Source organism: Dyadobacter sp. CY347 (genome assembly GCF_021502655.1).
Taxonomy (GTDB): Bacteria; Bacteroidota; Bacteroidia; order Cytophagales; family Spirosomataceae; genus Dyadobacter.
Window position 1 is genome coordinate 153,130 of the sequence record NZ_JAKFFT010000004.1, and the last position, 24,579, is coordinate 177,708.

The window sequence follows — 24,579 nt, forward strand, 5'->3', positions numbered from 1 at the left end:
TTTCAAAAACTCTCTAATTTCCGCACGTGCCGGCTGTTTTGCCTGAACATTTCCAGGCCTTCCCGGAATTTCAAAAAAGGAAAGCCATTCCTGTAATTGATCATGCTGATCCTGAAAAGCATTCCGAAATGCCTGCTGATTTCCTTCCAGGCTGTAAAAATGGATTGTCCGGGATCGTAAATATGGGTAGGCTCGCTACCGGCGCCGTTAAGCTCGATGATGGAAATATTCCGTCCGATTTCCAGTTCGTCCCACGTGTCGTACTTAATGTCCAACCGGCCATAGTAGAAATGCGGAACCTGCGTGCAGAGCCGGTTTATGGTGTCCGTAAGCTGCTCCGTCGCCAAATGCGTTGCATTGATGAACCTTGAACCTCTCGCGTGATTGCCATATGGAACCAGATTAACCATTTCGCCGCGTGCAGGAACATTCAGCAATTTTTCCCCATACATTTTAGCAAGCGCGCCCAATTGTAAATGGTAACGAGGATTGCTTTCCACCAGATTTTTCAAACTCGATTTTCCGTCGCCGGTAACGATCAGATATTCCTTGGCGACGATTCCCGTAATTTTCCCTTTGCTTTGGCCTGGGTTACGGACGTAGAATATCCCTACTTCGTTGGGCAAGTCCACAAACTCCTGGATCAGAAAATTGAAATTGGCTTTATGGAAATAGGCTAAAAGATCAGAATCGCTTTCCAGCTTTTGCACGGCCATTCCGCGCATTCCAATGTCGGGCTTCGCAATGAGGGGATAATGTAAACCTGCTTTGATACAGCTTTCTTTGGCCGTTTCAAAAGCGTTGCCCAGCGTCACTAAAATGGTTTTAGGGTAAAATTGGGCAGGGATAATATCATAAATCTCCTTTTTCGATTCCATTAAAAAACCGCCATTTCTGATGGACGGATTGGCTGCATTAAAGAAAAAAAATGACCGCGCCCTGAACGAATAATAGAACCAGACAAAATGCATCGGAATGTAAACAATCCCGAATGGCCAGTATTCCCAATGCGTGATCTTATGAATCAGGAGTGATATTTTTTTCAAAAAAGAAAAGTTAAATAATTACAAATGAGATGGAAACGACTCTTCTTCCAGCAGGTCGTAATGAAAGAGTTCTGCTTCATTCTGTTCAATAACGGTCTGCGTAATGCTGAAAGTTTTCATGATGTCGCTCCGGTTAATGACCAGTCCATTTTCCTCATTACCATTGCCTGCGTACATGTGGAAATGCTTCATATCCTCGGCATGAATGTCTTCCTTATCCGCCAGGAAATTCAGCAGCCATTGCTCTCTCTCTTCTTGTATTTCTTTTGCATAAAGTGTTGAGGAAGACCAGATGTGGTTTCCGTTTGCATTGAGCTTAATGGTCTCTTTTTTGACAAAATCCCAACGGAGCTGATAAAGATCTCCCTGCTGTAACAACACAATGGTAAATGGCTCAATACCAGTCAGATCGTAGGAATCCCAGCTCTCGATAGGCGAACGGCCGGTGATAATGTCGAGCAAAACCAGCCCCCGGCTTTTCGCGTAACTTCCTTTTGATATGTGCCGGCTTGCTGCGCCATTCAGCAAAACGCCTACATTGGCAGCCTCATCTACAGCAAACCAGGTCCCGCCAGCCTGAGGATCTTTTGGGAACGTTACCCGCTTACCATGAATGATATACGGCTGTAACGGCAGGGAGGCGGGCCGGTTCACATGCTCGTCGCGGTTTGACGTGATGATCGCTTTGCCATTCGCCCAAATGTAGGTTACTGTGCACATTGCTTCTTGAATTCAATGGTAGAAGGCGCTACGCCAAAATTTTCGTGAACCTGCAAATCGCGCATGCTTACCGTCGCAACCTTGATCAGCGCCTGGTGGTGAATGCAATGTTCAAAATTGTACAGCAGTTCCCGATGATAGTTTGATTGAAGTGTAATGTGTTCGCCTGCCATTTGTTGGGTCAGGATAAGCTCCTTATCAGGCCTATGAATAGATTTTTTAACGTTTTCAATGCAATTCCTGGCGTAATCAGGCAATGTTTCGGTGAGCGGGTTGCGGCAGCGGCTGTCGTAATTGATCGTTCCCTCATCATATTGATTGATGAGGCATTCAAAAAGCTCAATGATATGCCTGGTATGCTGCCCGATGGTGGAACCGCTTAGTTCGGGACAAGGATATGTGTACTGATCGGCTGAAACTTGACTTAGAAAATGATCGATTTCGTCCAAAGTGTGTCTTACTGCCTGGATGAGCATACTAAAAAGCGGAGTTTAAAATTCGGAATAGGACTTTGAGAACGTTCTATCTAAAATATTATTCCACACATTAAAACAACATTAAAAAACAAAACATCCCAGGGACTGAATCCCGGGGATGTCTAATTATTCTCAACGATATTAAAATAAAAAAATACTAATGGTAATGATTTAGTTTAGGTTATATCGGCGCATAATGGTCGACGTTATGCAAAAAAATGTCAATTTTATACCACTTACGTTTTTGCAAACTAAATGGATGCCTGAACTTCAATTTTTTTTCTTAGCGGTTGAAGTTCAGGCTTCTGTAACGAAATAATGATTATAAAATAGAAGAGGGCTCTTACGTGATGTAATAATAATTCGTAGTTGTTTTGCCGACAAAATAATGGGGTGAAGCATTCATTTTCCGGGGTGAAAGTCGGAAATCATGAGAATGTCTTCACACGGCTGAGCAGCTCGTTTCGGTTGTCATTCGTGATCGGAATTTCAATGTCATTGATCATCACATGAATGTAATTAATGGATGTAATGGCATTGAGGTTAATGATGAAGGACTTGTGAACGCGGAAGAAATAATTGGGAGGCAATTGCTGAAGCATGTTTTTCAATGTTTCGCGGATCGTATATTTTTTCTTTTTGGTATGGAGTTCAAGGTAATTGTCGTCGCTGCGGATGTATAGAATGTCTGCCAGCAGGATTTTGGTAAACATATGCTTCTCTTTGATAAAAAGCGCGTCTTTAATCACCGTCGAATCTTGCTTTTCTTCCTGGTTGGATTCTCCCGCCAATGCCGCGAGGCGATAGTTGGTCAAAGCCAGCTTTACGGCTGTGTAGACGGTAATTTTCTGACAGGGTTTTTGCAGAAATGCATGCGGAGAAGCCTGCAAAGCCGCATTGACAATCGCAATGTCCTCATGACTTGAAAGGAACAGAAAAGGGATCTTAAAATTTTCCCGGATGTAATGCGCGAGATCAATCCCGGTTTGGTAACCGTTTATACTAATATCCAGAACCGCGAGATGAAAAACCTTGCTGTTCAGAAGCTCAACAGCGGAGCTGTAATCTGTTGCGACATCATTCGCATCGTAACCGAAGCCATTAAGTAGATATTGAAGATGTTTTGCAATAATCAGGTCGTCCTCAACAATTAAAATATTCATTCTTGATGTTAAAATGGAGACCCGCGCCCGGAAAACCAGGGTATGAGCGCAAGGACAATGTTAGCGTTTTTATGATGCTTTAACTTTAAGTTAACCGTTGAGTAAGAATTCCAGTTTAATATACGAATTAGTTGGCAGTCGCGACCAAATTTTCCAAACAATTGAGTAACCGGTAGATACTATATGAAAATATTTATTTCATTTCGCCTTCTCCCACCGTTACGTTTTTAGCTACTTTGTGCCTGCCTGTTGCCATATACAGAACGGTTACCAAGATCAGCCCTCCAAAAAACCATAAGCTCAGCACCACATTGTAATAAACAATCGCAATGAGGCACACTGTGGATAGTAACAGTGCAATAAGTGGAAAATAGGGGTAGGCCGGAACCGTAAACGGGCGTTCCAATTTGGGTTCTTTACGCCGAAGTTCAAAAAGCGCCACCATGCTGATCATGTACATGACAACAGCTCCCAGTGCTGCCAGAATGATCACCTGATCGGTGGTCCCAAGTTTCAGCGCAACGCATCCCGCAATGCCGCCTGCGATCAATGCCCAGTGCGGCGTTTGAAATCTGGCATTTACATTTCCCAGAAACGACGGCAGCAAACCGGCCCTGGCTAATGCAAAGATCTGACGAGAGTAACCGATAATGGTGCCATGAAATGAAGCGATCAATCCAAATAATCCCAGGCTGGCGAAGAGCTGTGTAAGCGCACTGTCGCGGCCCAGCACAATCCCAAGCGCAGCGGGAAGCGGGTAATCGATCTCGCTGAGCAGTCGCCAGTGTGCCACGCCGCCTGTAAAGATCATCACGGAAAGCGCCAGCACAACCAATGTAAGAATCCCGTAAATGTATCCTCTTGAAATGGTCCGCTTAGGGTCTTCCACTTCTTCGGCTACCATGGCCACGCCTTCAATGGCCAGGTAAAACCAGATTGCAAACGGCAATGCGGCAAAAACGCCCGGCCAGCCAAAAGGCATCGGCTCGGTTACAAACGTTTCGTATGAGAAATGGGGCGCTACAATGCCAATGTAGATAAGCAGCTCACCAACGGCAAGCAGCGTTACCACCAGAGAAAACATAGCCGACTCCTTGATTCCCAGTAAATTAATCAGAATAAAAATCACATAACAGGCAAAAGCAACGTCCAGCACTTCCAGGGACGGGTAAAGGAAATGGGCATAACTTCCCAGCGCAAACGCAATAGCGGGCGGCGTTACCAGAAATTCCACGAGGGTTGCATAACCGGCAATGAGACCGCCAAACCAGCCAAAAGCTCTTTGTGAATACGAAAAAGGGCCACCGGCTTGCGGGATTGAGGTTGTCAGTTCGGTAAAGCTGTAAATAAATGTGACGTACATCAGCGTCACAACGAGGGTCGCGATCAGAAAACCCACAGTGCCTGAAACACCCCATCCATAGTTCCAGCCAAAATATTCACCGGAAATCACCAGCCCGACGGCAATGGCCCAGAGGTGAATTGGTTTTAAAACTTTTTTGAGCGCGGTGCCGGACGCTGATGAGCTTTGATCGGAGGACATGCAGGATAGGTTGGTGAATCAGAAAACAATACAATATAACCTATAACTCCTCAAACGCCATTCGATACTATCGAAAATTATAAAAATGCCTAAATTTTATTTTGAAATGTCAGCGCGGGGCAGTTCTCAGGTAATCGCCCATTTCCCTCACTTTGTCGGTGTTCAGATAATCCACACCCAAAACCATCATGATCTTCCAGGAATTAATATTGTCGGGAGTCGCCCAGAGCCGCATTTTTTTACCAAGATCATGCGTTTGTTTAATCACTTTCTGAATGGCTTTTTTGTCTTTTTCGGGAATAGGGCCTTCTCCGTTCCATTTTGAATACTTTCCAAACCCCTGACTGATCAGGCCGATGCGTTTGAGCTGGTCGGGCGTGTAAGTGATCTCTGGACGGCCATCAAAAAATATGAAATCGGGATATTTTTCAAAATACGTGGGATCGGGCGTGTTGCCGCTGACGACGATCATCAGGTTGCCGCTTGGGGCCAAAAGTTGCTTATGCGGTTCAAGTTCTTTCACCAGCGCCGCCAGCGTTTCCGTGGCGCCGGTTTTTAAATCGATCAAAAATTGAAGCGGGACATCTTTTTGCGGATAGATGCTGCCGCCGTTCTTTTCAATTCGGGCCAGGATAGGCTGAATGTAAAGCGTATGTAATGTTCTTTTTGGATGAATATCTTTGAGGTTGTGCGCAACGAAAAGCGTATCATTCACCAAAAACAAATCCGCTTCAATGGAGCCGAACTGCTGATCGATGGCATCGTGAAATGCGCCGCGCCGTTCATAATCATTGTGCGAATGCGCCTGCGCCGTGGTGTAAGCTTTAATGTCCTGAGCGTCCAACATCCTGACAGAAAGCAGCATGAGGACGAGTAGTGTAATGTTTTTTTTCATGGAAAGTGGTGGGGTTGCCAGTCGGAAAATTAAGTAATTATATGGTCTCAAACACATTGTTTGGGCGTTTGATTTCATGCAGGAGAATTTTCTACGGGAAACTTGCATTTTATTGAACAAAATTTCAACGGTTGGCAGGATGCGTTGAGAATATCATTATTTTAGCCAACTTATTACACAATGAATCTTTGCCAATCAGCGCTTGCATGAAACAAAATTCTTCTCTCTTTCGTAAAAAAACAGTTAGCCAAATACTTAAAGACGCCGATTCCGCTGAGAACGGCGGATTAGCCAAGATCCTGGGCGTAAGGGACCTGGTTTCCCTGGGCATCGCGGCGATTGTTGGGGCAGGGATTTTCAGTACAATCGGCGTTGCAAGTTACAATGGCGGGCCGGCCGTGTCATTATTGTTCGTTTTCACGGCCATCGCCTGCGTTTTCACAGCATTATCTTATGCGCAGTTCGCGAGCACAGTGCCGGTATCCGGTAGTGCATACACGTATGCATATGTCGCCTTTGGTGAATTGTTTGCCTGGATCATTGGCTGGTCGCTGATTCTGGAATATGCGGTTTCGAATATGGTTGTGGCCATTTCCTGGTCGGAATATTTTACCGGAATGCTCAAAGGTTTCGGTATTGTTTTGCCGGGCTGGCTTACTGTCAATTATGAAACGGCCTCCGATGCATTTGCAAAATTACACAGCGCCGCAGCCTCGGAAATGAGCACCTATGAGCGTTTTGCAGCTGCTGCCTACGAAACGTCTCCGGTAATTGGCGACCTGCACATTATGCTGAATCTGCCCGCCGGACTTGTTACATTGTTCATTACGGCGCTGGTTTACATTGGGATACGCGAATCGAGGACAGCCAGCAACATTATGGTTGTGTTGAAGATCGGAGTTGTATTGTTGGTGATTTTTGCGGGGGCGTTTTATGTAAAACCCGAAAACTGGTCGCCATTTGCACCCAATGGCATCAAAGGCGTGATGGGCGGCGTTGCTTCCGTTTTCTTCGCTTTCATTGGTTTCGACTCGATATCGACAACTGCTGAGGAATGTAAAAATCCGCAGCGCGACATGCCCAAAGCCATGATCTACTGTCTGGTCATTTGTACAGTTTTATACGTGCTGATCACCTTGGTGCTGACGGGAATGGTTAATTACACGGAGCTGAAAGTGAGCGATCCGTTGGCATTTGTTTTTGAAAAAAATGGCCTTGATTTCATGGCAGGCGTTATTTCCGTGAGTTCCGTGATTGCCATTACGAGTGCATTGCTTGTTTATCAGCTTGGCCAGCCGCGTATCTGGATGACAATGAGCCGTGATGGCTTGCTCTGGAAGAAATTCTCGAAAATCCACCCAAAATACCAGACCCCATCCTTTGCAACCATTGTTACTGGCTTTGTTGTAGGGATTCCTGCATTGTTTTTCAAAATGGATTTCTTCGTGGACCTGACCAGTGTAGGAACGTTCTTTGCATTCATCCTCGTTTGCGGCGGCGTCCTTTATCTGGACCACACGGGCATTTCCGCACAATCCAAATTCCGTGTTCCTTACCTGAACGGGAAATATCTGATCGGCATTGTGCTCATCCTGGCCATTGTCGGGCTAGGTATTTACGGGCAAAGTGTAATTGAGGAATGGAAGGCCATGTCGGCCATGGAAATCGTTGAGCATAAGCTGCTAACGATCATTTTTTGGATTACCTGGTGCATTCTGGCCGTTTTAGGCTATAAACACAATTTTTCAGTTTTACCTGTTGCCGGAATTCTGACGAACCTTTATCTGATGACCGAGCTGGGATCATCCAACTGGCTGATTTTTGTGATCTGGCTGGCGATCGGGCTTGTGATCTATTTCAGCTACGGATACCGGAAGAGCAAGTTAGCTTAAATAATCAATGTAAAAACGGTTCCTTTTCCTACTTGAGAGGATACATTCAGCTGACCATTGTGTTGCTGTAAAATCTGTCGTGATAGGCTGAGCCCGATACCGGAGCCTGTTTTCTTGGTGGTATAAAACGGGATAAAGATATTCTCAATCGCCTCTGGCTCAATGCCGTCACCATTGTCCTCAACATCAATAATAGTCACACTATCAGACTGATGTGCGCTTAATGTGATCAGTCTGTTGGTTTGATTTGAGAATGCCTCCGAAGCATTCTTTACCAGATTGATCAGCACTTGCTGGATCTGGCTGGCGTCCGCTTTCACAGTAAGCGTTTCGGGTTTTACTGAAATTTTCCACAAAACACCTGAGCCCGTAAGGTCCGTTTGCAGTAGCTGGATCACTTCCTGAAACAGTTCAGCCACACTGAGATTGGCAAAAACAGGCTTTGGTAATGTGGTAAAATCACGGTAAGCATTCACGAACTGCATCATGCCTTTGCTGCGTTTTTCGAGCGTATGCAATGCTTCTTTCAAATCATTCACCGCTTCCTGATCGCTGGTTGATTTCTCAATGTCCTCATTTACAATCAGTCGCATGGTGCCTACCAGCGAGACAATCGGCGTCATGGAGTTCATAATTTCATGCCGCAGAACCCGCGTCAGGTTTTGCCACGATTCCACTTCCTGCTGTTGAAGTTCCGTCTGGATATTCTGCAAAACGACGATCCTGACCCACGTTCCCCGAAGCTGAATAGCAGCGCCCTGCAATGCCAGCGGCTGGTCGGAAGGCGTCCGGTAAAGCTCGCGCACGCCGCTGTCGAGCGTGGAGAGTAGTTCGTAAAGTCTTGGGTGCTTGTCTTTTAGCTCGCTTAATTGATGGAGGCGGTAAATGCCTAACATGCGCAGGGCGGCATTATTAATGAGGTTAACCTGTCCGTTGCTGTCAAATGTGATCAACCCGGTTCCAATATGCTGCACAATGGTGTTCAGATATTGCAGGTTAGCCTCCTTTTCCGCCCGCGCTTGCCGGAATGCGTGCAGCACTTCATTGAATTGCTGGTTAAGCTCCTTGAATGTCCGGCCCATTTTATTGTCCGAACGGAAATTGATCGTAAAGTCCGAATAGCGAACCGATTCAAGAAAATAAGTCAGTTTACGGTTAACATTGGTAACATATTGATACAGTAATGATCCCTGGACGAAGATGAAAATGGTCCCCAGCACATATACGAGCACTTCGTTCGTGTGCCTGGCCGCGAGCCAGGTCAGGGCAATGACGCTCAGGATAATAACTACTATCCTGATCATGATCACAATGCTGAAATGTCTTAATCCGATCATTAATGAATCAAATAGAAGGGGTGGGATATTAGTTTTCGATCGCGCTCTGCGGCACGCCGGACATTTCGCTCAATATATATTTTTCAAGAGAATTGATCTTATAATGTGCCATATCAAATTTGGCATCTTCATAAACTTCCATTGCCGGCACCGAAATCGTGATCATCCCCGCCGCGTGCGCCGATCTGAGGCCTGCATGCGAATCTTCAAAAGCAATGCATTCTTCGGGACGTAACCCTAATTTTGCGGCCGTCGTCAGGTAAACTGCCGGGTGCGGCTTTGTGAACTCTTCAAGCTCACCCGAATGCCAGGTGTCAAAGTAATCAATAATTTCGAGCCTTTTCAGCACACCTTCGATCAGGTCCATATGCGAAGCCGAAGCCACGGCCAGTTTCAATCCCTGCGCTTTCAGGCTTTTGACCAGTTCAATCGCGCCTGGCATCGCCACCGCGTGTGCCAGAATGTTTTCATGGGCATATTCAAGGATTTCATGCTCTAATTCCTCAAAAGAAGGCGTATTCCAGGGCTGGATTTTGTGACAATATTCAAGGAAAAGTTTGATGGAAAGACCGGTCGTCTGGTTTTTCAGCGCATCGGAAATCGTAAAATTTACTCTTTGCATCACTTTGCGCGCAGCGTCTGTCCAGATTGGCTCGGAATCTATCAGCAATCCGTCCATGTCAAATATGGCAGCTTTAATCATTATTAAGTGGGTCTGTTTTTTTTAAACTATTCAAAACTACTACTTTCACTGATAAGTATTTACAAATCGCGGACCATTCATGAACCGATATCCAACCATACTTACCATTGCGGGATCAGACAGCGGCGGTGGCGCTGGAATTCAGGCAGATTTGAAGACGATCGGGTCTCTGGGCGGGAACGGTTTATCCGCAATAACAGCACTCACAGCTCAGAACACAGTGGAAGTGAGGGCGATATTTCCGGTTCCAGCTGATTTTTTAAAGGAACAGTTGCTGGCCGTTTTAGAAGATATTCAGGTAGATGCGGTTAAAATCGGCATGATCGGGACGGTTGAGAATGCATGGGTAATCGCTGACATTATTGCGCAGTTCAAGCCGGGATTCGTTGTTATTGATCCGGTTATGGCGTCATCCAGCGGAACAAAGCTTGCGGCGGCTGAAATGATCAATGTGTTTTGGGAAAGGTTATTTCCTATGGCCGATCTGGTTACGCCCAACATTGATGAAGCCGGGTTGCTGCTGGGCCGGGAAATAGATTCCCTCGAATCCATGCAGGAAGCGGCTTCGGAAATGATTGCGAAAGGTTGCCAGGCTGTCCTGCTCAAAGGCGGGCATATGGTTTCCGATCAGTTATTTGATGTTTTGGCCCAAAAAAATCAGGAATTGCTGGTTTTCGAAACGTCCTTCATTGCCAGCCCCAATCTCCACGGAACCGGCTGCACATTATCTTCCGCCATCGCCACATTCAAAGCCCGGAAAAATTCCCTCCCCGAAGCCATCATTTTCGCAAAAGAATACATTTCCGCCGCCATCGAAGCAGGAAAAGAAGCCAAAACCGGAAACGGCAACGGCCCGCTGAACCATTTCTTCGACCCCGTGCCGATGCGGGTTTTGGTTTAAAATAAATTTTTCCAAAAAAATTTAGGGTAAGTAATAGCTAGGTTGTCTGGAAGGAAAACTATTAGCTATGAAAAATTTTATTCTTTCGCTGATCGCGATGGCGGTCTTTTCGCTGGCTTATGCCCAGCAACCGGCTCAACTTGTGAAAGGCCATGTTATTGATGCTGAGTCGCGGCAGCCTGTGATTGGTGCCAATGTCATTATTACTACGCTTAACCCCATTATGGGCGGCGCCACGGATGCAGAAGGCTCATTCCGCATTGAGAATGTGCCGGTTGGACGGCATGCTATTAAAATTACAAGCATTGGTTATGACGACGCGTTCTTGCAGGAAATTGGTGTCGGGTCGGGTAAGGAAGTGGAACTGACGATCAAACTGACGGAATCATTCAAGTCGCTGGATGAAGTGGTGGTGAAGGCGCAGAAGGAAAACGGCGCTCCGCTGAATGATATGGTGAGCGTGAGCGGACGTTCATTCACGGTGGACCAAACCAAAAGATTCGCAGCTTCCGTAAATGATCCGGCGCGGATGGCCTTGTCCTTTGCCGGTGTGGCAACCAATGATGATGGTGGTAATCAGATCATTATCCGTGGTAACAGCCCGAAAGGAATGTTATGGAGAATGGAAGGCGTGGAAATTCCCAACCCCAACCATTTCGGTGAAGAAGGGTCGAGCGGAGGCGGGATCAGTGCATTAAGTGCCAATGTGCTGGGTAATTCTGATTTCCTGACCGGCGCTTTCCCGGCTGAATATGGCAATGCAACTTCCGGGGTTTTTGACCTGAAATTACGAAACGGAAATAATGAAAAGCGTGAGTATGCCCTGCAAGCCGGCGTTTTGGGTCTTGATTTTGCGGCAGAAGGTCCCATTGGAGCGAAAGGCGGCGCTTCCTACCTGGCCAATTATCGCTATTCCACATTATCAGTGCTCGACAAGTTGGGATTGAACATTCAGGGCGATGCATCCACGGATTTCCAGGATGGCGCTTTTAAAATCCACGTCCCTTCGGATGATCGGTCGGTGGTAACGGTGTGGGGCATTGGCGGGATCAGCACTTCCAAAGAGAATACAAACCAGGAAAAAGAGGTTTTTACATCGAATAGGGGCATTTTAGGGATCAATTACCTGCGCTACATCAGTAACAAAGCTTACGTCGAAAGCATCATTTCATACGCCGGCACCAAGGTTACAGATGACTCGGATAACCTTGGTAAGCAGGTTTCGTATCAGCAAAGCTTCATTAACCAAACACTGCGAATTTCTTCCCTGCTGAACTACAAAATGAATGCAAGAAACACTTTACGGGGCGGGTTTATTATCAACCATTTGGATTTCAACCTTTTCGACCGCAACAATGAAAATGGTCCTTTTCGTACTCTTCTGGATCAAAAGGGCAGCACTCAGCTTTATCAGGCATATGGTCAGCTTAAATCGCGTATATCGCCAACAGTTACGATCAATGCGGGCGTTCACGGGATGTTATTGGGGCTTAATAACCAGTTTTCTCTCGAACCGCGATTAGGCTTGAAATGGGCTGTGGCATCCAAGTCGACCGTCAGTTTCGGGGCAGGGTTGCACAGCAAGACTGAATCCATTTCCACCTATTTCGCCCAGGTTAATGCAGAGAGCGGAAAAACGGCCGCCGCCAATAAGGATCTTAAACTAATGAAATCGGCGCATTTTGTGGCGGGTTATGAATTCCGCCCAACCAGCAGCTGGCGCATTCTGACCGAAGCGTATTACCAGCATCATTACCACGTGCCGATCGGTTCGCCGAATACAGCCAAACCATATCTGCTGCATAATTCACAAATTAATGAGATCAGCGGTTTTACCAATGATTCCCTGGCAAGCGACGGGACCGGACGCAGCTATGGCGTGGAACTTACAGTTGAAAAATCGCTTACCGGCGGCATTTACCTGATGAGCACCACATCATTATATCAGGCCAAATTCACCGGCCGCGACGGCATTGAGCGCGACAGCAGGTTTAATGGCCGGTTTGTTCAGAATATTCTGGCTGGGAAAGAATGGAAAGTGGGTAAAAACAAAACCAATGTGTTCGCAGCCAACATTAAGTTGCTTGCTTCGGGAGGAAACCGGGTAACACCCATTGATCTTGAAAAATCAAACGAAACAGGAAGAACAGAGCGCGACTGGACAAAAGCCTATTCGGCACAATTGCCACACTATTTCCGCTCAGACCTTCGGGTAAGTTATACAAAAAACAAAAAACGCACGGCATCAACGATCTCTCTTGACATCCAGAATGTGACCAATCGTTTGAATGCATATGATCAAACCTACGACCCTACTCATAAAGCAATAAGGAACACAACGCAGACCGGGCTGATCCCGGTGTTGAACTATCGTTTGGAATTCTGAAAACCAGCGGACATTTCATCTGTGTAATCTGTTTCTTCATCGTGAAAATAGTTAAGTCCGTCTGCATTCGTTTCTGGCAAGGATGGCGGTCGTGTAATTTGGTTATATCAATTCAAAAACAATTGATTGAAGCATAACCATACTTATAAACCGATACAAAAATGGAAACGCCGCGTAATGAATTTATCTGGAAAAAAGCGAAGAAGAGAGCGTCATTCAAGGTTCACCTGAGCACTTACCTGGTGATTAATGCAGGTTTGTGGCTGCTATGGGCTGTTACTGCTTTTCCGCATTTCGGCAATGGTCATTTGCCATGGCCTGTATTTCCAATGATAGGATGGGGAATTGGCATAGCTTCGCATTACATTACTGCGTACGGAAATTTGGGCGAAAAGGAATTGGCCGAGCGGGAATACGAGAAATTAATGCGTGGCTGAACAGGCCTTGGAATAGTTGTTTTACAATCCCGGATGAATAAGATCTTAGATTAAAACAAAACAACTATGGAAAAGGACCTTCAAAATACAGAAGCGATAAAAAAATTGAAATCACTGGCCGAGGATATCCGGTTTTGCATGTACACCACATATGCGAATGAAAAAATCGAATCGCGGCCTATGACTACGCAGCAAATTGATGAAGATGGTAATGTGTGGTTTTTTACGAGTAGAAATACGGACATCGGAGACGGTTCACATCCAGGCGAGCCGGTTACACTAATTTATTCCGAGCCAAAAAATAACACCTACATCAGCGTTTCCGGAAAAGCGGAGATTGTTGAAGATGAGGCGAAAAAAGAAGAGTTATGGAATCCAATGTCGAAAGCATGGTTTCCGGCAGGCAAGGAAGATCCGAACCTGGTCCTGTTAAAAGTAACAACCGGGGAAGCCGCTTATTGGGATGCAACGTCGTCGAAAATGGTGGTTTTCTTTTCTATGGTGAAAGCCGTCCTGACCGGCACTACGCCGGATGGTGGCGATCATGGGAAATTGGATTTAGCATAAGTTTTCCCCTAAATCCCGTAAAAAAGGTTGACCATTTGGTCAACCTTTTTTATTTTCAATCTGATGATGAAGTGTAATAACTTATTCAGCGCTGGCTTCTTCGTTCACGTATGTCTCAGCCAGTTCTGTTAATTTGTGATCTGTTTCGCCTTCCTGATCAAGTGTTTGTTGCAACAAATCTGCTACATCACTGTGACCCAATGTTCTGGCGATATTTCTTAATGTTCCGTAAGATGCGATTTCGTAATGCTCTACTTTTTGGGCAGCCATGATCAATCCGCAGTCGCGAACCATTGTTCCTTTATCGGTGCTGCTGATAATTTCTTCTGCCTCTTCAATAAGTCCTTCCATGGCAGCACATTTTTTGGCTTGTGCTTTTTCGCCGATCAGACCAAAAACTTCTTCCAATCTGGCTGCGTGTTCCTCCGTTTCTGTTGTATGTTGTTCAAAAGCAGCTTTCAGTTCTTCCGAAGTTGCATTTTTGGACATTTTCGTCAATGCTTTTGCAAGATGTTTTTCTGCCCAATAAATGTCTTTCAGGCCGTCTACAAATAGTTCTTTCAGTTTTTCGCTGTCTGTTCCTGTAATTTTGTTAACAAGTTTACTTTTAGTCGCTTTCATGATTCTTAGTTTTAATAGTTTGTTCTATGTGAAGGATCTGATATCATCCTAGCCCCCACCATTACTAAAAACCGTACCAGCAACATTATAGCCCAGCATTGCAGGCCGTCCTGTTTTCATGAAGACTTAAATACACATATAACTGTGTAAAATCCAGTTTTGGGGAAGTTCGCATCTCATGTTTATATGAGCAGGATGTTTTTTGGAATGATTTTTGAGTCAAGCACATTTTCATTTCAACCCTCATTTATCTATGCAGTCCACTCGCCCGCTCAAAATCGTGCTCATCTTATTTGTCGTTATTACATGCGGCTTACTAGGATGGTTTCTTTTCAAAAAATACAAAAATGACAATGCTAATCCTGTCTCCGGGCTCAAACCGCGCGTTGAAATGGGCATAGGCCAGATCAGCAACATTACAGATAGCACCATTGACCTTTCGCTGAAACTTCTGGTGGATAATCCGCTGCCCGTAGGCGTTGATGTAGAGCGCTTTAATTATTTTGTGAAGATGAACGGAGTGACCATTGTCGAGGATGAATATGCAAATCCGCTGACGATCAATCCCCGGGACAGCACAGTGATAACCCTCCCTGCAAAATTGAAAATCGCTAAACTGAAAAAAGAAGGGGATTCAGAAAACGCTGCGGGTGAAGATAGTGCGGACTATCATTTCGAGGGGCATTTCCATTTGAAAAAGCCTATTTTAGGAAAAGACAGCATTGTATTAGACATGGACAAACGGCTGCCGCTATACAGGCTTCCTAAGGTTGAGATTGTAGATTATGATATGAAAAAATTCAGTTTGGGCAAGTCGGAAATTGTGTTGAAACTGAAATTCTCCAATCAAAATCCTTTTCCCGTTCAGTTCGAAAATCCAGCATATGTCGTTGGCCTGGGTAAGCAGGACAGGCTTGCAGAAGGCAGCGTAAAAGGCGTTACCAAAGTAAAAGGGAAGAGCAGCGAGATTTATGAAATTCCTTTGGCGATTGATATGGGCAAAGTGCTGAAAGCGGCCGGGCAACTGGTTACGAAAGGGAAGGAGCTGCCTTTTGTTTTGTATTTCAAAAGTAAGCTGGTTTCGGAAAACGAAATGTTCAAAAACAGCAACGTGAATATTATCGTCAACGGAACATTGAAGGATCTGGAAACCGTACAAAAAAACCTTTCGAAGTAAAACATTCAAGTTCAAACTCCGAAAGGCTGATAAAATGGGCTTGCTACTGGGCCTTATTGAACCAGATCACCATTTCATTCTGGCCCCTGTTCGCCCAGGCGTAATAGGGAATAAGCGTCACATTACCGGTTTCTGATTTAAGGACATTAATGCCGCCCAGCAAACTTTGCTGGTAACTGGCAGCGAAGTTCTGGCTTTCAGAAATGGGGATGTTCAGCGCTTTTCCGTTATTATCGTGTCCTTCTGCGCAATACAAAACAGGGCCGCGCTCGATGGCAATCTTATCCTTATTAGCAGTGATGTTTTCATTGGAAATGATCTTCCTGACCGGCATCTCCAAAGCCAGCTCCACCTGATCGCCTTTCTTCCAATTCCGGGCAAGCTTCAAGTAGCCTTTTTCAATCGTTGCAGGCATGTTTTTGCCATTTACCCGCAATGTTACCGGCTTTGAATCTTTATTGGTATATGCATACAAATTACCCGGAATGGCCTCACCCGTTGCCCAGCCCGGAATCCGCACCGACAAAGTGAAATTCCCAGCTTTTTCAGGATCGACTAATATTTTGACATTCCCATCCCAGGGATAATTGGTTTGCTGAGCGAGTTTTACAGTATTTTTATTTACTGATAATGTCGCTTCATTGTCAGCGAAAAGATTCACGATCAGCTCATTGCCTTTTGTGGCATAAATGTAAGAAGGCATTGAAGGCAGAAATCGCGATACATTTGTAGGGCAGCAAGCAGTCCCGAACCACGACTGTCTTTCAGCGCCCGAGCCTTTGTTGAAATCATTCACACCATTGGAAGCCATTGGATTGACATAAAAAAACTTATCTCCCTTCACTGACATTCCACCCAAAAACCCGTTGTAAAGCACGCGTTCAAATACATCCATATACTTGGATTCGCCTGTGTATAAATACATTTTGTGGTTCCAGAGCATGTTTGCGATTGCTGCGCAAGTCTCGGCATACGCATTATCATTCGGTAAAATGTAAGGTTTATCAAAAGCTTCGCCGTCTTCGCGGGCACCTACGCCACCGGTTACATATTGCTTTTTCTCCGTGGCGTCGTCCCATATGGTGTGAATGGCATGGCTATGTTCGGGCTCGTCTTCAATGGTGAGCATATCTGCAACCGCAGTATATAAATATTGCGCACGAACGGCATGACCAACCGCCTCTTTTTGTTTCACGAATGGCACCTGATCCTGGAAATATGCGGGGCCAAGTTTGTGCTCATCCAAATACAATGCGCGCTTGTCTGATCGCCCGCGCATGTCGATAAAGAATTTCGAAAGGTCGAGATATTCTTTTTTGCCTGTTGTTCGGTAAAGTTTGATCAATGCGATTTCAATCTCCTGATGACCGGGAACGACCACCAATTGTCCGGGTTTTGTGCCAAAAGTTTTGACAAGATGATCTGCATTCTTGGTAGCAACATCAAGGAGCGTTTTCTTGCCGGTGGCTTCGTAATGGGCAATGGCCGCTTCATAAAGGTGCCCCACATTGTAGAGCTCGTGGCTGCCGTTTTCAAAACCGTAACGATAAGGGCCGGCGATCCAGTCGTAGGAACCGGTTGTGTCTTTGTTAATGGTTCGGATTGTATATAAATAGCCGTCCGGCTCCTGTGCGGCTGCAAAAAGTGTAATGAGGCTGTCCAGATAATGGTCTAACTTGGGATGATACTGATTTTGCAGCACATAAGCGGCGCCTTCCACCACTTTAAAAACATCTGAATCATTAAAGCGGACACCTTCAAACTTTCCTTTTTTAAGCCCGCCAGCGACCGCAAAATTGTCGATCCTGCCCGATTCTTCACATTGTTGCAAAGCATGCGGAACAGTTACTTCACGCGCGGCTTCCACACGTGTGTGCCAGAAACCCTGTTTGGTTTTTACATTTTTAAGCGGAACAGCATTGATTTTGTTGTTCTGTGCAAATGACAATTGGCAACAAAAGAGCAGCGACAACAGCGAGAAATATTTGGTCATTATATGAATAAATTGAGATTAACCTGAGAAACTTTATTCGATATGACCCAAAAAACATGCCAATTAAAGGCCGTACTTCTCCATTCTCCGGTAAAGTGCTGCACGACTGAGGCCGAGCTCACGCGCTGCATCTGTAATATTTCCGTTAAAACGTTTCATCGCCTTCACGATTAAAGTCTTCTCCATATCTTCCAGATCAAAGCCGGTTGCAGTGGTCGGTGTTCCGCCGGAGCTTTTCAGGAAAAGGTCGTCGGGCTGCAATGTTTTTTCCTGTGAAAGGATCACGGCGCGTTCAATGGCGTGCTGTAATTCGCGGATGTTTCCCGGCCAGTTGTACTGCTGCATTTTCTTGATCAATGCGCTGCTGATGTCATTAACCGGGCGATTGTATTTTTTGCCGTATTGTTTGAGATAATATTCGGCAAGAGCGCTGATGTCTTCCGGGCGTTCGCGCAATGGCGGCAGGTCGAGCTCAATAGTGTTGATCCTGTATAACAAATCCTGGCGGAAGGTTTTTTCAGTCACCATTTTTTCAATGTTCATATTTGTAGCGCATAGCAGCCGCACGTCCAATGCAATGGGTTTATTTGATCCTACGCGTGTAACGCGCCTTTCCTGAATCACCGTCAGCAACTTGGCTTGTAACGCCAGTGTAAGGTTTCCGATCTCATCCAGAAAAATAGTCCCGCCCTTTGCCTCTTCAAATCGGCCCGCACGGTCTTCTTTCGCATCCGTAAATGCGCCCTTAACGTGACCAAAAAGCTCGCTTTCAAACAAACTCTCACTTAACGCGCCCAGATCCACAACCACGAAAGGCTTATCCGCACGCTTTGAATGCTGATGTATATGCTTGGCTAATTGGGTTTTACCCGTCCCGTTCTCGCCCAGGATCAGCACATTAGCGTCTGTGGCTGCAACGCGTTCGGCAGTTCCCAGCACTTGTTTCATCGAATCGCTGGACGCCACAATCGCTTCGCCGGTCGATTTACTTTTCTTGCCGTCGTCCTTCGCTTTTTCCTCCGCAACGACCTGTACTTTCTCATTGCCGCCCTCAATGGCACCGCTTATTGTTGCCAGCAGCTTATCGTTTTCCCAGGGTTTCAGTACAAAATCCGTTGCACCAGCTTTAATCGCGCGAATGGCCATTTCAATGTCTCCATACGCCGTGATCATGATCACTTTGGAAGCCGGCTTGATGTCCAGAATACGGTCCAGCCAATGAAAACCTTCGCGGCCGCTGTTCACGTCGCGGGTAAAGTTCATGTCCAGCAGGATCAGGTTATAATCGCCGTTGGTGACGAGGAAAGGCAGTTTTTGCGGGTTTTTTTCAATGTCGACCGTTTTGGCATGGCGCTTCAAAAGGAGTTTAGCCGCACTTAGTACGTCGACATCGTCATCGATGATCAGGATTTTTGCTTCGGAGAGTTGCATGGCTGGTTTTGGGGTTGCTAAGGGCTAAATCCCTGTATTGGCAATTGTTTGGAAAGATAGCAGATGCAATTTGAAATTTAATTTTATAACAAGCTAAAAAGTCAGTATTTTACCCTTATAAGCTCAAAAAAGGCTTGTCCGCACCCGAACAAAATTGTCCGTTATCGGACATTCAAAATGGTTTTAAATAAGCTTAAAGTATTGATATTTAATTGTTTGTAGGGCATAGCCTCGTTTGGCATAGGGATTGGATAGAATAGATCAAAGTTTAACAGCGAATCCAATCACCAACAATATAATGGAAGTCAAAACACCTAACTCATCCAGCACCAGTAACAACGGTTTCACCGGGGGTTCGACAATGGATAAAATCAAACCAAAGAAATTTTGGAACACACAACGCATTGGTATAATCGCCGGAAGCACGCTGCTGATCGCATTTTTGGTGTACCAATTTTTCTTCGCAGATAAACGCAGCAAACTGAATGTTGAGCAGGATAAACTGACGGTGTCAACTGTTAAACAAGGCAAATTCGATGAATTTATCGTTGTTACCGGGGTTGTGCAGCCATTGAAAACCATTCAATTGGATGCGATAGTAGGCGGTTATGTTACCGAGAAACTCATTGAAGGCGGTAATATGGTCAAACAAGGCGATGTGCTTTTAAGGCTGGAAAATCAAAACCTGAAACTGAGCTTCCTGCAATCTGAAACGGAAGCGAGCCGGCTGGTGAATGATCTTCAAAATACACGTCAGAGCTTGCGTATTGCGAGATTTAACCTGCAAAAAACATTAAGTGAACTTGACTTTCAGATCGATCAGGCCAAGGATGCGCATGACCGTAACACCAAGCTTTACAAGGATAAGGTGATCCCTGATGCGGATTATCTGAAAACTAAGAGGGAGTTCGAAAGGCTTTCCAAGCAGCGCGATATCGAAGTTGAATCTCAGAAATACCAGGAAGAAAACTCTAAAATGCAGATCACACAGCTGGAAGGAACATTGGCCAGCACACAGAAAAACGTGAACCTTTGGAGACAAACACTTGAAAACCTTTCTGTTAAGGCGCCCGTTTCCGGCTTGCTTTCTTCTATGAATGTGGAAGTGGGATCCAACATTAACCAGGGCCAGAACATCGGACAAATTGATGACTTGAATGGTTTCAAAATGCGGGTAAGCGTGGACGAACATTACATTTCGAGGATCTTTGCAGGTTTAATGGGTTCTATGGAATTTAATGGAAAAGATTACGGATTGAAGATCATCAAAATATATCCTGAGGTTCTGAGCGGAAGATTTGAAGTGGATATGCAGTTTGACAAAGGTGCTCCTGAACTGATCAAAAGAGGCCAGTCTGCTCCGATCCGCCTGCAACTTGGACAACCTTCACAAGCAACATTGCTTCCAGTGGGTGGATTCTTCTCCGAAACCGGTGGAAACTGGGTATATGTGGTGGGCGACGATGGCAAGCGTGCCTCGAAACGCAAAATCACACTGGGCCGCAAAAACCCTGAATATTTCGAAGTTCTGGAAGGTTTGCAGCCGGGTGAAAAAGTGATCACCAGCTCATACGAGAACTTTGGAGACAATGAAGTGCTGGAATTTTAAGAATCAGACTCTATCAGTAATCAATTTAATCAATCATAAACTGGCCCATAGCCCTCAGCTGAAAGCCGTTAGCCAAAGAAAACCCAATGATTAAAATTAGCAACCTTCATAAGATCTTCTCTACCGAGGAAGTAGAAACCACCGCCCTGAACGGCATTGACATGGATGTAAAAGACGGCGAGTTTGTCGCTATCATGGGACCATCCGGTTGTGGAAAATCTACATTACTGAACATTCTTGGTCTGCTGGACAACCCTAGTGAAGGATCTTATGAATTTTACGGGACGGAAGTAGCCAAAATGTCGGAAAGACAGCGTGCGCAGATCCGGAAAGGTAACATTGGATTTGTATTCCAAAGTTTTAACCTGATCGACGAACTGACTGTTTATGAGAACGTTGAGCTTCCATTGCTTTATTTAAAAACACCTCCTGCCGAACGTAAAGAGAAAGTAGAAGCAGCATTAACGCGCATGAACATGATGCACCGCCGCAATCACTTTCCACAGCAACTTTCCGGGGGACAGCAGCAAAGAACTGCCATCGCGCGAGCCGTTGTAGCCACACCAAAAACAATACTTGCGGATGAGCCTACGGGTAACCTCGACTCTAAAAACGGGGAAGAAGTAATGAACCTGTTGAGCCAGCTTAATGCAGCAGGAACTACCATTCTGATGGTAACGCACTCCCCATACGATGCCGGGTTCGCGCACCGGATCGTCAACCTTTTCGATGGAAAGATCGTGACGGAAAAAGTGCACGTTTAGAACAACCGAAGCCAATTACCAAACCTGACCATGAAACAACTCCTTACCATTTTACTTGCCGGTGTCAGTACGCTGGCCATTGCCCAGAAGAAAAATCAGCTGAGCAAGTGCAACGATGATAATGATGGCAAAGTAGTGGTGAGGCCTCCCGCTCCACCAACACCGGTGGAGCCACTTGAACCGGTCATTTACTCTTCCAGTGACGCCCGGGGCCACATCTGGTTTTCGGACGATCATCAGGAGAAAACCTCGACAATTCATGCCGAAAATGGTGTTACCAAACTGGTAAGATATAACTCTGAATCCGGCGAGCTGTTTCTGAAATATAAGTTTAACAAAAGGAATGAAGAGTTCATTTACGAAAAGACTGTAAATGCTGCGGACAAATCCGAGGAAGAGCGTCAGGATATTATTGATGATTTCGAGATCGAAATAGAATTGCCGGGAAGAGGCATTTGACAATCTTTTACTCCAAATTACATGCTGGAAAACTACATTAAGATCGCCTGGCGGAACCTGCGCAAGCATAAGTTTTATTCGTTCCTGAATGTCTTCGGCCTCGCTTTGGGATTGGCAAGCTGCTTGTTGATCACGCTGTATGTGATTGATGAACTGAGTTACGACAGGTCTTTCGACCATGCCGATCGCATTCACAGGGTCAATGCAGATATCCGTTTTGGCGGCGCAGACATGTCGCTTGCGGTGGCACCCGATCCGCTTGCTTTTACATTAAAAAAGGATTATCCGCAAATAGAACAGGTTGTCAGGTTGCGGGATACCGGCAGCCTGCTTGTACGCCGTGCCGAACTCGCTGAAAATCTCAAAGAAGATCACGTCGTTTATGCCGATTCCACTTTTTTCAAAGTGTTCTCGGTTCCTTTATTAATGGGCGATCCGGAAAAAGCGCTCAAAGCTCCTTACACAGTTGTTATTTCGGCCAGCGACGCAGCAAAGTTTTTTGGGAGTGGAAATGCTATGGGCAAAGCGCTGATCCTGGATAACGCGGATACATACACGATCACCGGCGTCATGCAGGACATTCCCACGCAGTCACATTTGCGCGGGGTAAATATGTTGCTTTCGATGAGTTCCAATGACGAAAGCCGCATGGATGGTTGGGGAAGCCATAATTTTAACACTTATTTATTGCTTAAAGAGGGCGTTGATCCGAAACAATTTGAGCGCAATTTTGAAACGGTCCTGCAAAAATATACGTCTAAGTGGCTCGTCAGCTTTTTGGGTTCATCGCTGGAAGAAATTCGCAAATCAGGAAGTTCTTTAAGTTATACATTAATGCCGCTGACCAAAATCCACCTGCATTCCGACCGTAAGGCCGAGATCAATGCGAATGGGAATGTGCAGTACGTATATATTTTTGGGGTTGTCGCTTTATTCCTGCTGACAATTGCCTGCGTAAACTTCATGAACCTGGCCACAGCGCGGTCTTCCAACCGGGCAAAAGAGGTTGGTGTCCGGAAAGCATTGGGATCGGAGCGTTCGTCACTCGTAAGCCAGTTTCTCACCGAATCGCTGATGCTGAGCTTTTTCTCCCTTGCATTAGCTGTCATCCTGGCCTATCTGGCGCTTCCGTTTTTTAATGACCTGGCAGGTAAGCAGGTCAATTTCCCTATTCAGAATGTTTGGTTTTGGGTAGCATTGCTGATAACTGGCGGTGTTGTTGGCGTTCTGGCAGGCAGTTATCCTGCATTTTTTCTCTCTGCCTTCAAACCATTAAAAGTTTTGAAAAACAGCGTGGAGTTACAAGGAAAGGGAGGCTATCTGCGCAATGCACTCGTTGTTTTTCAATTTGTTATCTCCGTAATGCTTATCGTTGGCACAGGCGTGATCTACCGCCAGCTGAATTTCATTCAAACCAAAAAATTGGGCTTCAACAAGGATCAGATGCTCATTGTTGATGACGCCTATGCGCTGGATAATCAGGTAAAAGCATTTAAAGAACAGGTTCTGCGCATGCCGAATGTCGCGAGTGGAACGGTAACAAGTTTTCTGCCAACACCTTCGTCCCGCACCGATCACACATTCTTTCCAGTGGGTCAAATGCAGCAGGATAAAGGCATCAACATGCAAAAATGGACTGTTGACTACGATTTCGTCAAAACGATGGACCTTCAAATGGCCAATGGCCGGGCATTTCAGGAAGAATTTCCATCCGATTCAACTGGGATCCTGATCAATGAGGCCGCAGCAAAAGTGCTCGGTTATGCTGCTCCAGTCGGCAAAAAGATCTTTGGATATGATGATGCTGCTTTGACCAAAAAAGTTACTTATACGATCATTGGTGTCGTCAAAAACTTTCATTTTGAGTCTTTGAAGAGAAATATTGGGGCTCTAAGCTTGATACTTTACAAAAGCAACGGAACCGTGGTCTTCAAGCTGAACGGAGGAAATGTAACGCAAACTGTTGGACAGGTTGAGCAACTCTGGAAAAAGATGGCACCCGGACAGCCGTTTAACTACCGGTTTATGGATGAAGATTTCAATCAGGTTTACCGCAGCGAACAGCGCGTAGGGCAGATCTTTGTCACATTTGCAGTGATTTCTATTATTATTGGCTGTCTTGGATTATTCGGTTTATCCGCTTATACGGCCGAGCGCCGGACAAAGGAGATTGGCGTCCGGAAAGTGCTGGGTGCCAGTGTGGCCAACATTGTGACATTGCTTTCCAAAGAGTTTTTAAGACTCATTATCATCGCCATCCTGATCGGGATTCCTATCGCGTGGTTTGGAATGAACCAATGGCTCAACGATTTTGCCTATCACGTAGACCTGGCCTGGTGGATGTTCCTCGCCGCAGGAGCAATCGCCATCACCATCGCATTACTCACCATCAGTTTCCAAAGCATTAAAGCCGCATTGATGAACCCAGTAAAGAGCTTGCGGAGCGAGTAGGGGGGAAG

At 45.6% G+C, this 24,579-nt stretch carries 21 protein-coding genes; 10 read left to right on the forward strand and 11 right to left on the reverse strand.

From position 1 onward, the window contains the following. Positions 1–2: 2 nt before the first annotated feature. From L0659_RS08825 to L0659_RS08850, 6 genes are all read right to left on the reverse strand, one after another. Complete coding sequence (locus L0659_RS08825) at positions 3–1,046, reverse strand: hypothetical protein (protein WP_235125491.1); 1,044 nt, start codon at positions 1,044–1,046, stop codon at positions 3–5. Between the two features lie 18 nt (positions 1,047–1,064). Beyond that, entirely contained in the window at positions 1,065–1,766 is a 702-nt protein-coding gene (locus tag L0659_RS08830; RefSeq protein WP_235125492.1) for an NRDE family protein, read from the reverse strand. After that, on the reverse strand, positions 1,754–2,242 hold the full coding sequence (locus L0659_RS08835) for a hypothetical protein (protein ID WP_235125493.1): 489 nt from the start codon (positions 2,240–2,242) through the stop codon (positions 1,754–1,756). The genes L0659_RS08830 and L0659_RS08835 overlap by 13 nt, the downstream gene beginning before the upstream one ends. A gap of 428 nt (positions 2,243–2,670) precedes the next feature. Then, positions 2,671–3,405, reverse strand: a complete 735-nt coding sequence (locus tag L0659_RS08840) for a LytTR family DNA-binding domain-containing protein (RefSeq protein WP_235125494.1) — start codon at positions 3,403–3,405, stop codon at positions 2,671–2,673. Between the two features lie 193 nt (positions 3,406–3,598). Further along, positions 3,599–4,948: an ethanolamine permease gene (gene eat, locus L0659_RS08845; RefSeq protein WP_235125495.1), complete on the reverse strand. Its 1,350-nt coding sequence runs from the start codon at positions 4,946–4,948 to the stop codon at positions 3,599–3,601. Between the two features lie 109 nt (positions 4,949–5,057). Next, a complete protein-coding gene (locus L0659_RS08850) occupies positions 5,058–5,843 on the reverse strand; it encodes a phosphatidylinositol-specific phospholipase C/glycerophosphodiester phosphodiesterase family protein (RefSeq protein ID WP_235125496.1) in 786 nt (261 codons plus the stop codon). 206 nt (positions 5,844–6,049) lie between these two features. Here L0659_RS08850 and L0659_RS08855 point away from each other — a divergent pair, with 206 nt between their 5' ends. Continuing rightward, positions 6,050–7,735 (forward strand): amino acid permease, encoded by a 1,686-nt coding sequence (locus L0659_RS08855; RefSeq protein ID WP_235125498.1) that lies wholly within the window; start codon positions 6,050–6,052, stop codon positions 7,733–7,735. On the opposite strand, the gene L0659_RS08860 is transcribed toward L0659_RS08855, so the two are convergent. Both L0659_RS08860 and hxpB read right to left on the reverse strand, forming a co-directional pair. Beyond that, positions 7,732–9,072 carry a PAS domain-containing sensor histidine kinase gene (locus L0659_RS08860; RefSeq protein ID WP_235125499.1) on the reverse strand — a complete coding sequence of 447 codons (1,341 nt, stop codon included), beginning with the start codon at positions 9,070–9,072 and terminating at the stop codon, positions 7,732–7,734. The genes L0659_RS08855 and L0659_RS08860 overlap by 4 nt on opposite strands. Positions 9,073–9,100: 28 nt before the next feature. Beyond that, positions 9,101–9,775 carry a hexitol phosphatase HxpB gene (gene hxpB / locus L0659_RS08865; RefSeq protein ID WP_235125501.1) on the reverse strand — a complete coding sequence of 225 codons (675 nt, stop codon included), beginning with the start codon at positions 9,773–9,775 and terminating at the stop codon, positions 9,101–9,103. 79 nt (positions 9,776–9,854) lie between these two features. Here hxpB and thiD point away from each other — a divergent pair, with 79 nt between their 5' ends. The 4 genes from thiD (at position 9,855) to L0659_RS08885 (ending at position 14,066) form a co-directional block, all read left to right on the forward strand. Further along, on the forward strand, positions 9,855–10,676 hold the full coding sequence (gene thiD / locus L0659_RS08870; protein WP_235125503.1) for a bifunctional hydroxymethylpyrimidine kinase/phosphomethylpyrimidine kinase: 822 nt from the start codon (positions 9,855–9,857) through the stop codon (positions 10,674–10,676). Between the two features lie 67 nt (positions 10,677–10,743). Beyond that, entirely contained in the window at positions 10,744–13,062 is a 2,319-nt protein-coding gene (locus L0659_RS08875; RefSeq protein ID WP_235125504.1) for a TonB-dependent receptor, read from the forward strand. 161 nt (positions 13,063–13,223) lie between these two features. After that, a complete protein-coding gene (locus tag L0659_RS08880; protein WP_235125506.1) occupies positions 13,224–13,499 on the forward strand; it encodes a 2TM domain-containing protein in 276 nt (91 codons plus the stop codon). Positions 13,500–13,565: 66 nt separating this feature from the next. Beyond that, positions 13,566–14,066, forward strand: coding sequence for a pyridoxamine 5'-phosphate oxidase family protein (locus L0659_RS08885; protein WP_235125508.1), 501 nt, complete (start codon positions 13,566–13,568; stop codon positions 14,064–14,066). Positions 14,067–14,147: 81 nt separating this feature from the next. On the opposite strand, the gene L0659_RS08890 is transcribed toward L0659_RS08885, so the two are convergent. Continuing rightward, complete coding sequence (locus L0659_RS08890; RefSeq protein ID WP_235125509.1) at positions 14,148–14,687, reverse strand: ferritin-like domain-containing protein; 540 nt, start codon at positions 14,685–14,687, stop codon at positions 14,148–14,150. Positions 14,688–14,940: 253 nt separating this feature from the next. Here L0659_RS08890 and L0659_RS08895 point away from each other — a divergent pair, with 253 nt between their 5' ends. Further along, a complete protein-coding gene (locus L0659_RS08895) occupies positions 14,941–15,864 on the forward strand; it encodes an LEA type 2 family protein (protein WP_235125510.1) in 924 nt (307 codons plus the stop codon). Positions 15,865–15,907: 43 nt separating this feature from the next. Here the strand turns inward: L0659_RS08895 and L0659_RS08900 are convergent, their stop codons facing one another. Together L0659_RS08900 and L0659_RS08905 are read right to left on the reverse strand one after the other, a co-directional pair. Further along, the gene (locus L0659_RS08900; protein ID WP_235125511.1) at positions 15,908–17,857 is read right to left on the reverse strand and encodes a glycoside hydrolase family 127 protein; all 1,950 of its coding nucleotides are present in this window, start codon (positions 17,855–17,857) and stop codon (positions 15,908–15,910) included. Between the two features lie 63 nt (positions 17,858–17,920). Next, entirely contained in the window at positions 17,921–19,288 is a 1,368-nt protein-coding gene (locus L0659_RS08905; protein WP_235125512.1) for a sigma-54 dependent transcriptional regulator, read from the reverse strand. A gap of 361 nt (positions 19,289–19,649) precedes the next feature. On the opposite strand from L0659_RS08905, the gene L0659_RS08910 reads away from it, so the two are divergent. From L0659_RS08910 to L0659_RS08925, 4 genes are all read left to right on the forward strand, one after another. Further along, positions 19,650–20,897, forward strand: coding sequence for an efflux RND transporter periplasmic adaptor subunit (locus L0659_RS08910; RefSeq protein WP_235126832.1), 1,248 nt, complete (start codon positions 19,650–19,652; stop codon positions 20,895–20,897). 86 nt (positions 20,898–20,983) lie between these two features. Continuing rightward, on the forward strand, positions 20,984–21,661 hold the full coding sequence (locus tag L0659_RS08915; RefSeq protein ID WP_026632278.1) for an ABC transporter ATP-binding protein: 678 nt from the start codon (positions 20,984–20,986) through the stop codon (positions 21,659–21,661). 30 nt (positions 21,662–21,691) lie between these two features. Beyond that, complete coding sequence (locus L0659_RS08920; RefSeq protein ID WP_235125513.1) at positions 21,692–22,120, forward strand: DUF1129 domain-containing protein; 429 nt, start codon at positions 21,692–21,694, stop codon at positions 22,118–22,120. A 21-nt stretch (positions 22,121–22,141) separates the two neighbouring features. After that, on the forward strand, positions 22,142–24,571 hold the full coding sequence (locus L0659_RS08925; protein WP_235125514.1) for an ABC transporter permease: 2,430 nt from the start codon (positions 22,142–22,144) through the stop codon (positions 24,569–24,571). Positions 24,572–24,579: the final 8 nt, after the last annotated feature.

Bases quoted from the DNA above. Each gene is read 5' to 3' on its own strand.
- L0659_RS08830 (WP_235125492.1), bottom strand. From the start codon at position 1,766: ATGTGCACAGTAACCTACATTTGGGCGAATGGCAAAGCGATCATCACG.
- L0659_RS08835 (WP_235125493.1), bottom strand. From the start codon at position 2,242: ATGCTCATCCAGGCAGTAAGACACACTTTGGACGAAATCGATCATTTT.
- L0659_RS08840 (WP_235125494.1), bottom strand. From the start codon at position 3,405: ATGAATATTTTAATTGTTGAGGACGACCTGATTATTGCAAAACATCTT.
- eat (WP_235125495.1), bottom strand. From the start codon at position 4,948: ATGTCCTCCGATCAAAGCTCATCAGCGTCCGGCACCGCGCTCAAAAAA.
- L0659_RS08850 (WP_235125496.1), bottom strand. From the start codon at position 5,843: ATGAAAAAAAACATTACACTACTCGTCCTCATGCTGCTTTCTGTCAGG.
- L0659_RS08855 (WP_235125498.1), top strand. From the start codon at position 6,050: ATGAAACAAAATTCTTCTCTCTTTCGTAAAAAAACAGTTAGCCAAATA.
- L0659_RS08860 (WP_235125499.1), bottom strand. From the start codon at position 9,072: ATGATCGGATTAAGACATTTCAGCATTGTGATCATGATCAGGATAGTA.
- hxpB (WP_235125501.1), bottom strand. From the start codon at position 9,775: ATGATTAAAGCTGCCATATTTGACATGGACGGATTGCTGATAGATTCC.
- thiD (WP_235125503.1), top strand. From the start codon at position 9,855: ATGAACCGATATCCAACCATACTTACCATTGCGGGATCAGACAGCGGC.
- L0659_RS08875 (WP_235125504.1), top strand. From the start codon at position 10,744: ATGAAAAATTTTATTCTTTCGCTGATCGCGATGGCGGTCTTTTCGCTG.
- L0659_RS08880 (WP_235125506.1), top strand. From the start codon at position 13,224: ATGGAAACGCCGCGTAATGAATTTATCTGGAAAAAAGCGAAGAAGAGA.
- L0659_RS08885 (WP_235125508.1), top strand. From the start codon at position 13,566: ATGGAAAAGGACCTTCAAAATACAGAAGCGATAAAAAAATTGAAATCA.
- L0659_RS08890 (WP_235125509.1), bottom strand. From the start codon at position 14,687: ATGAAAGCGACTAAAAGTAAACTTGTTAACAAAATTACAGGAACAGAC.
- L0659_RS08895 (WP_235125510.1), top strand. From the start codon at position 14,941: ATGCAGTCCACTCGCCCGCTCAAAATCGTGCTCATCTTATTTGTCGTT.
- L0659_RS08900 (WP_235125511.1), bottom strand. From the start codon at position 17,857: ATGACCAAATATTTCTCGCTGTTGTCGCTGCTCTTTTGTTGCCAATTG.
- L0659_RS08905 (WP_235125512.1), bottom strand. From the start codon at position 19,288: ATGCAACTCTCCGAAGCAAAAATCCTGATCATCGATGACGATGTCGAC.
- L0659_RS08910 (WP_235126832.1), top strand. From the start codon at position 19,650: ATGGATAAAATCAAACCAAAGAAATTTTGGAACACACAACGCATTGGT.
- L0659_RS08915 (WP_026632278.1), top strand. From the start codon at position 20,984: ATGATTAAAATTAGCAACCTTCATAAGATCTTCTCTACCGAGGAAGTA.
- L0659_RS08920 (WP_235125513.1), top strand. From the start codon at position 21,692: ATGAAACAACTCCTTACCATTTTACTTGCCGGTGTCAGTACGCTGGCC.
- L0659_RS08925 (WP_235125514.1), top strand. From the start codon at position 22,142: ATGCTGGAAAACTACATTAAGATCGCCTGGCGGAACCTGCGCAAGCAT.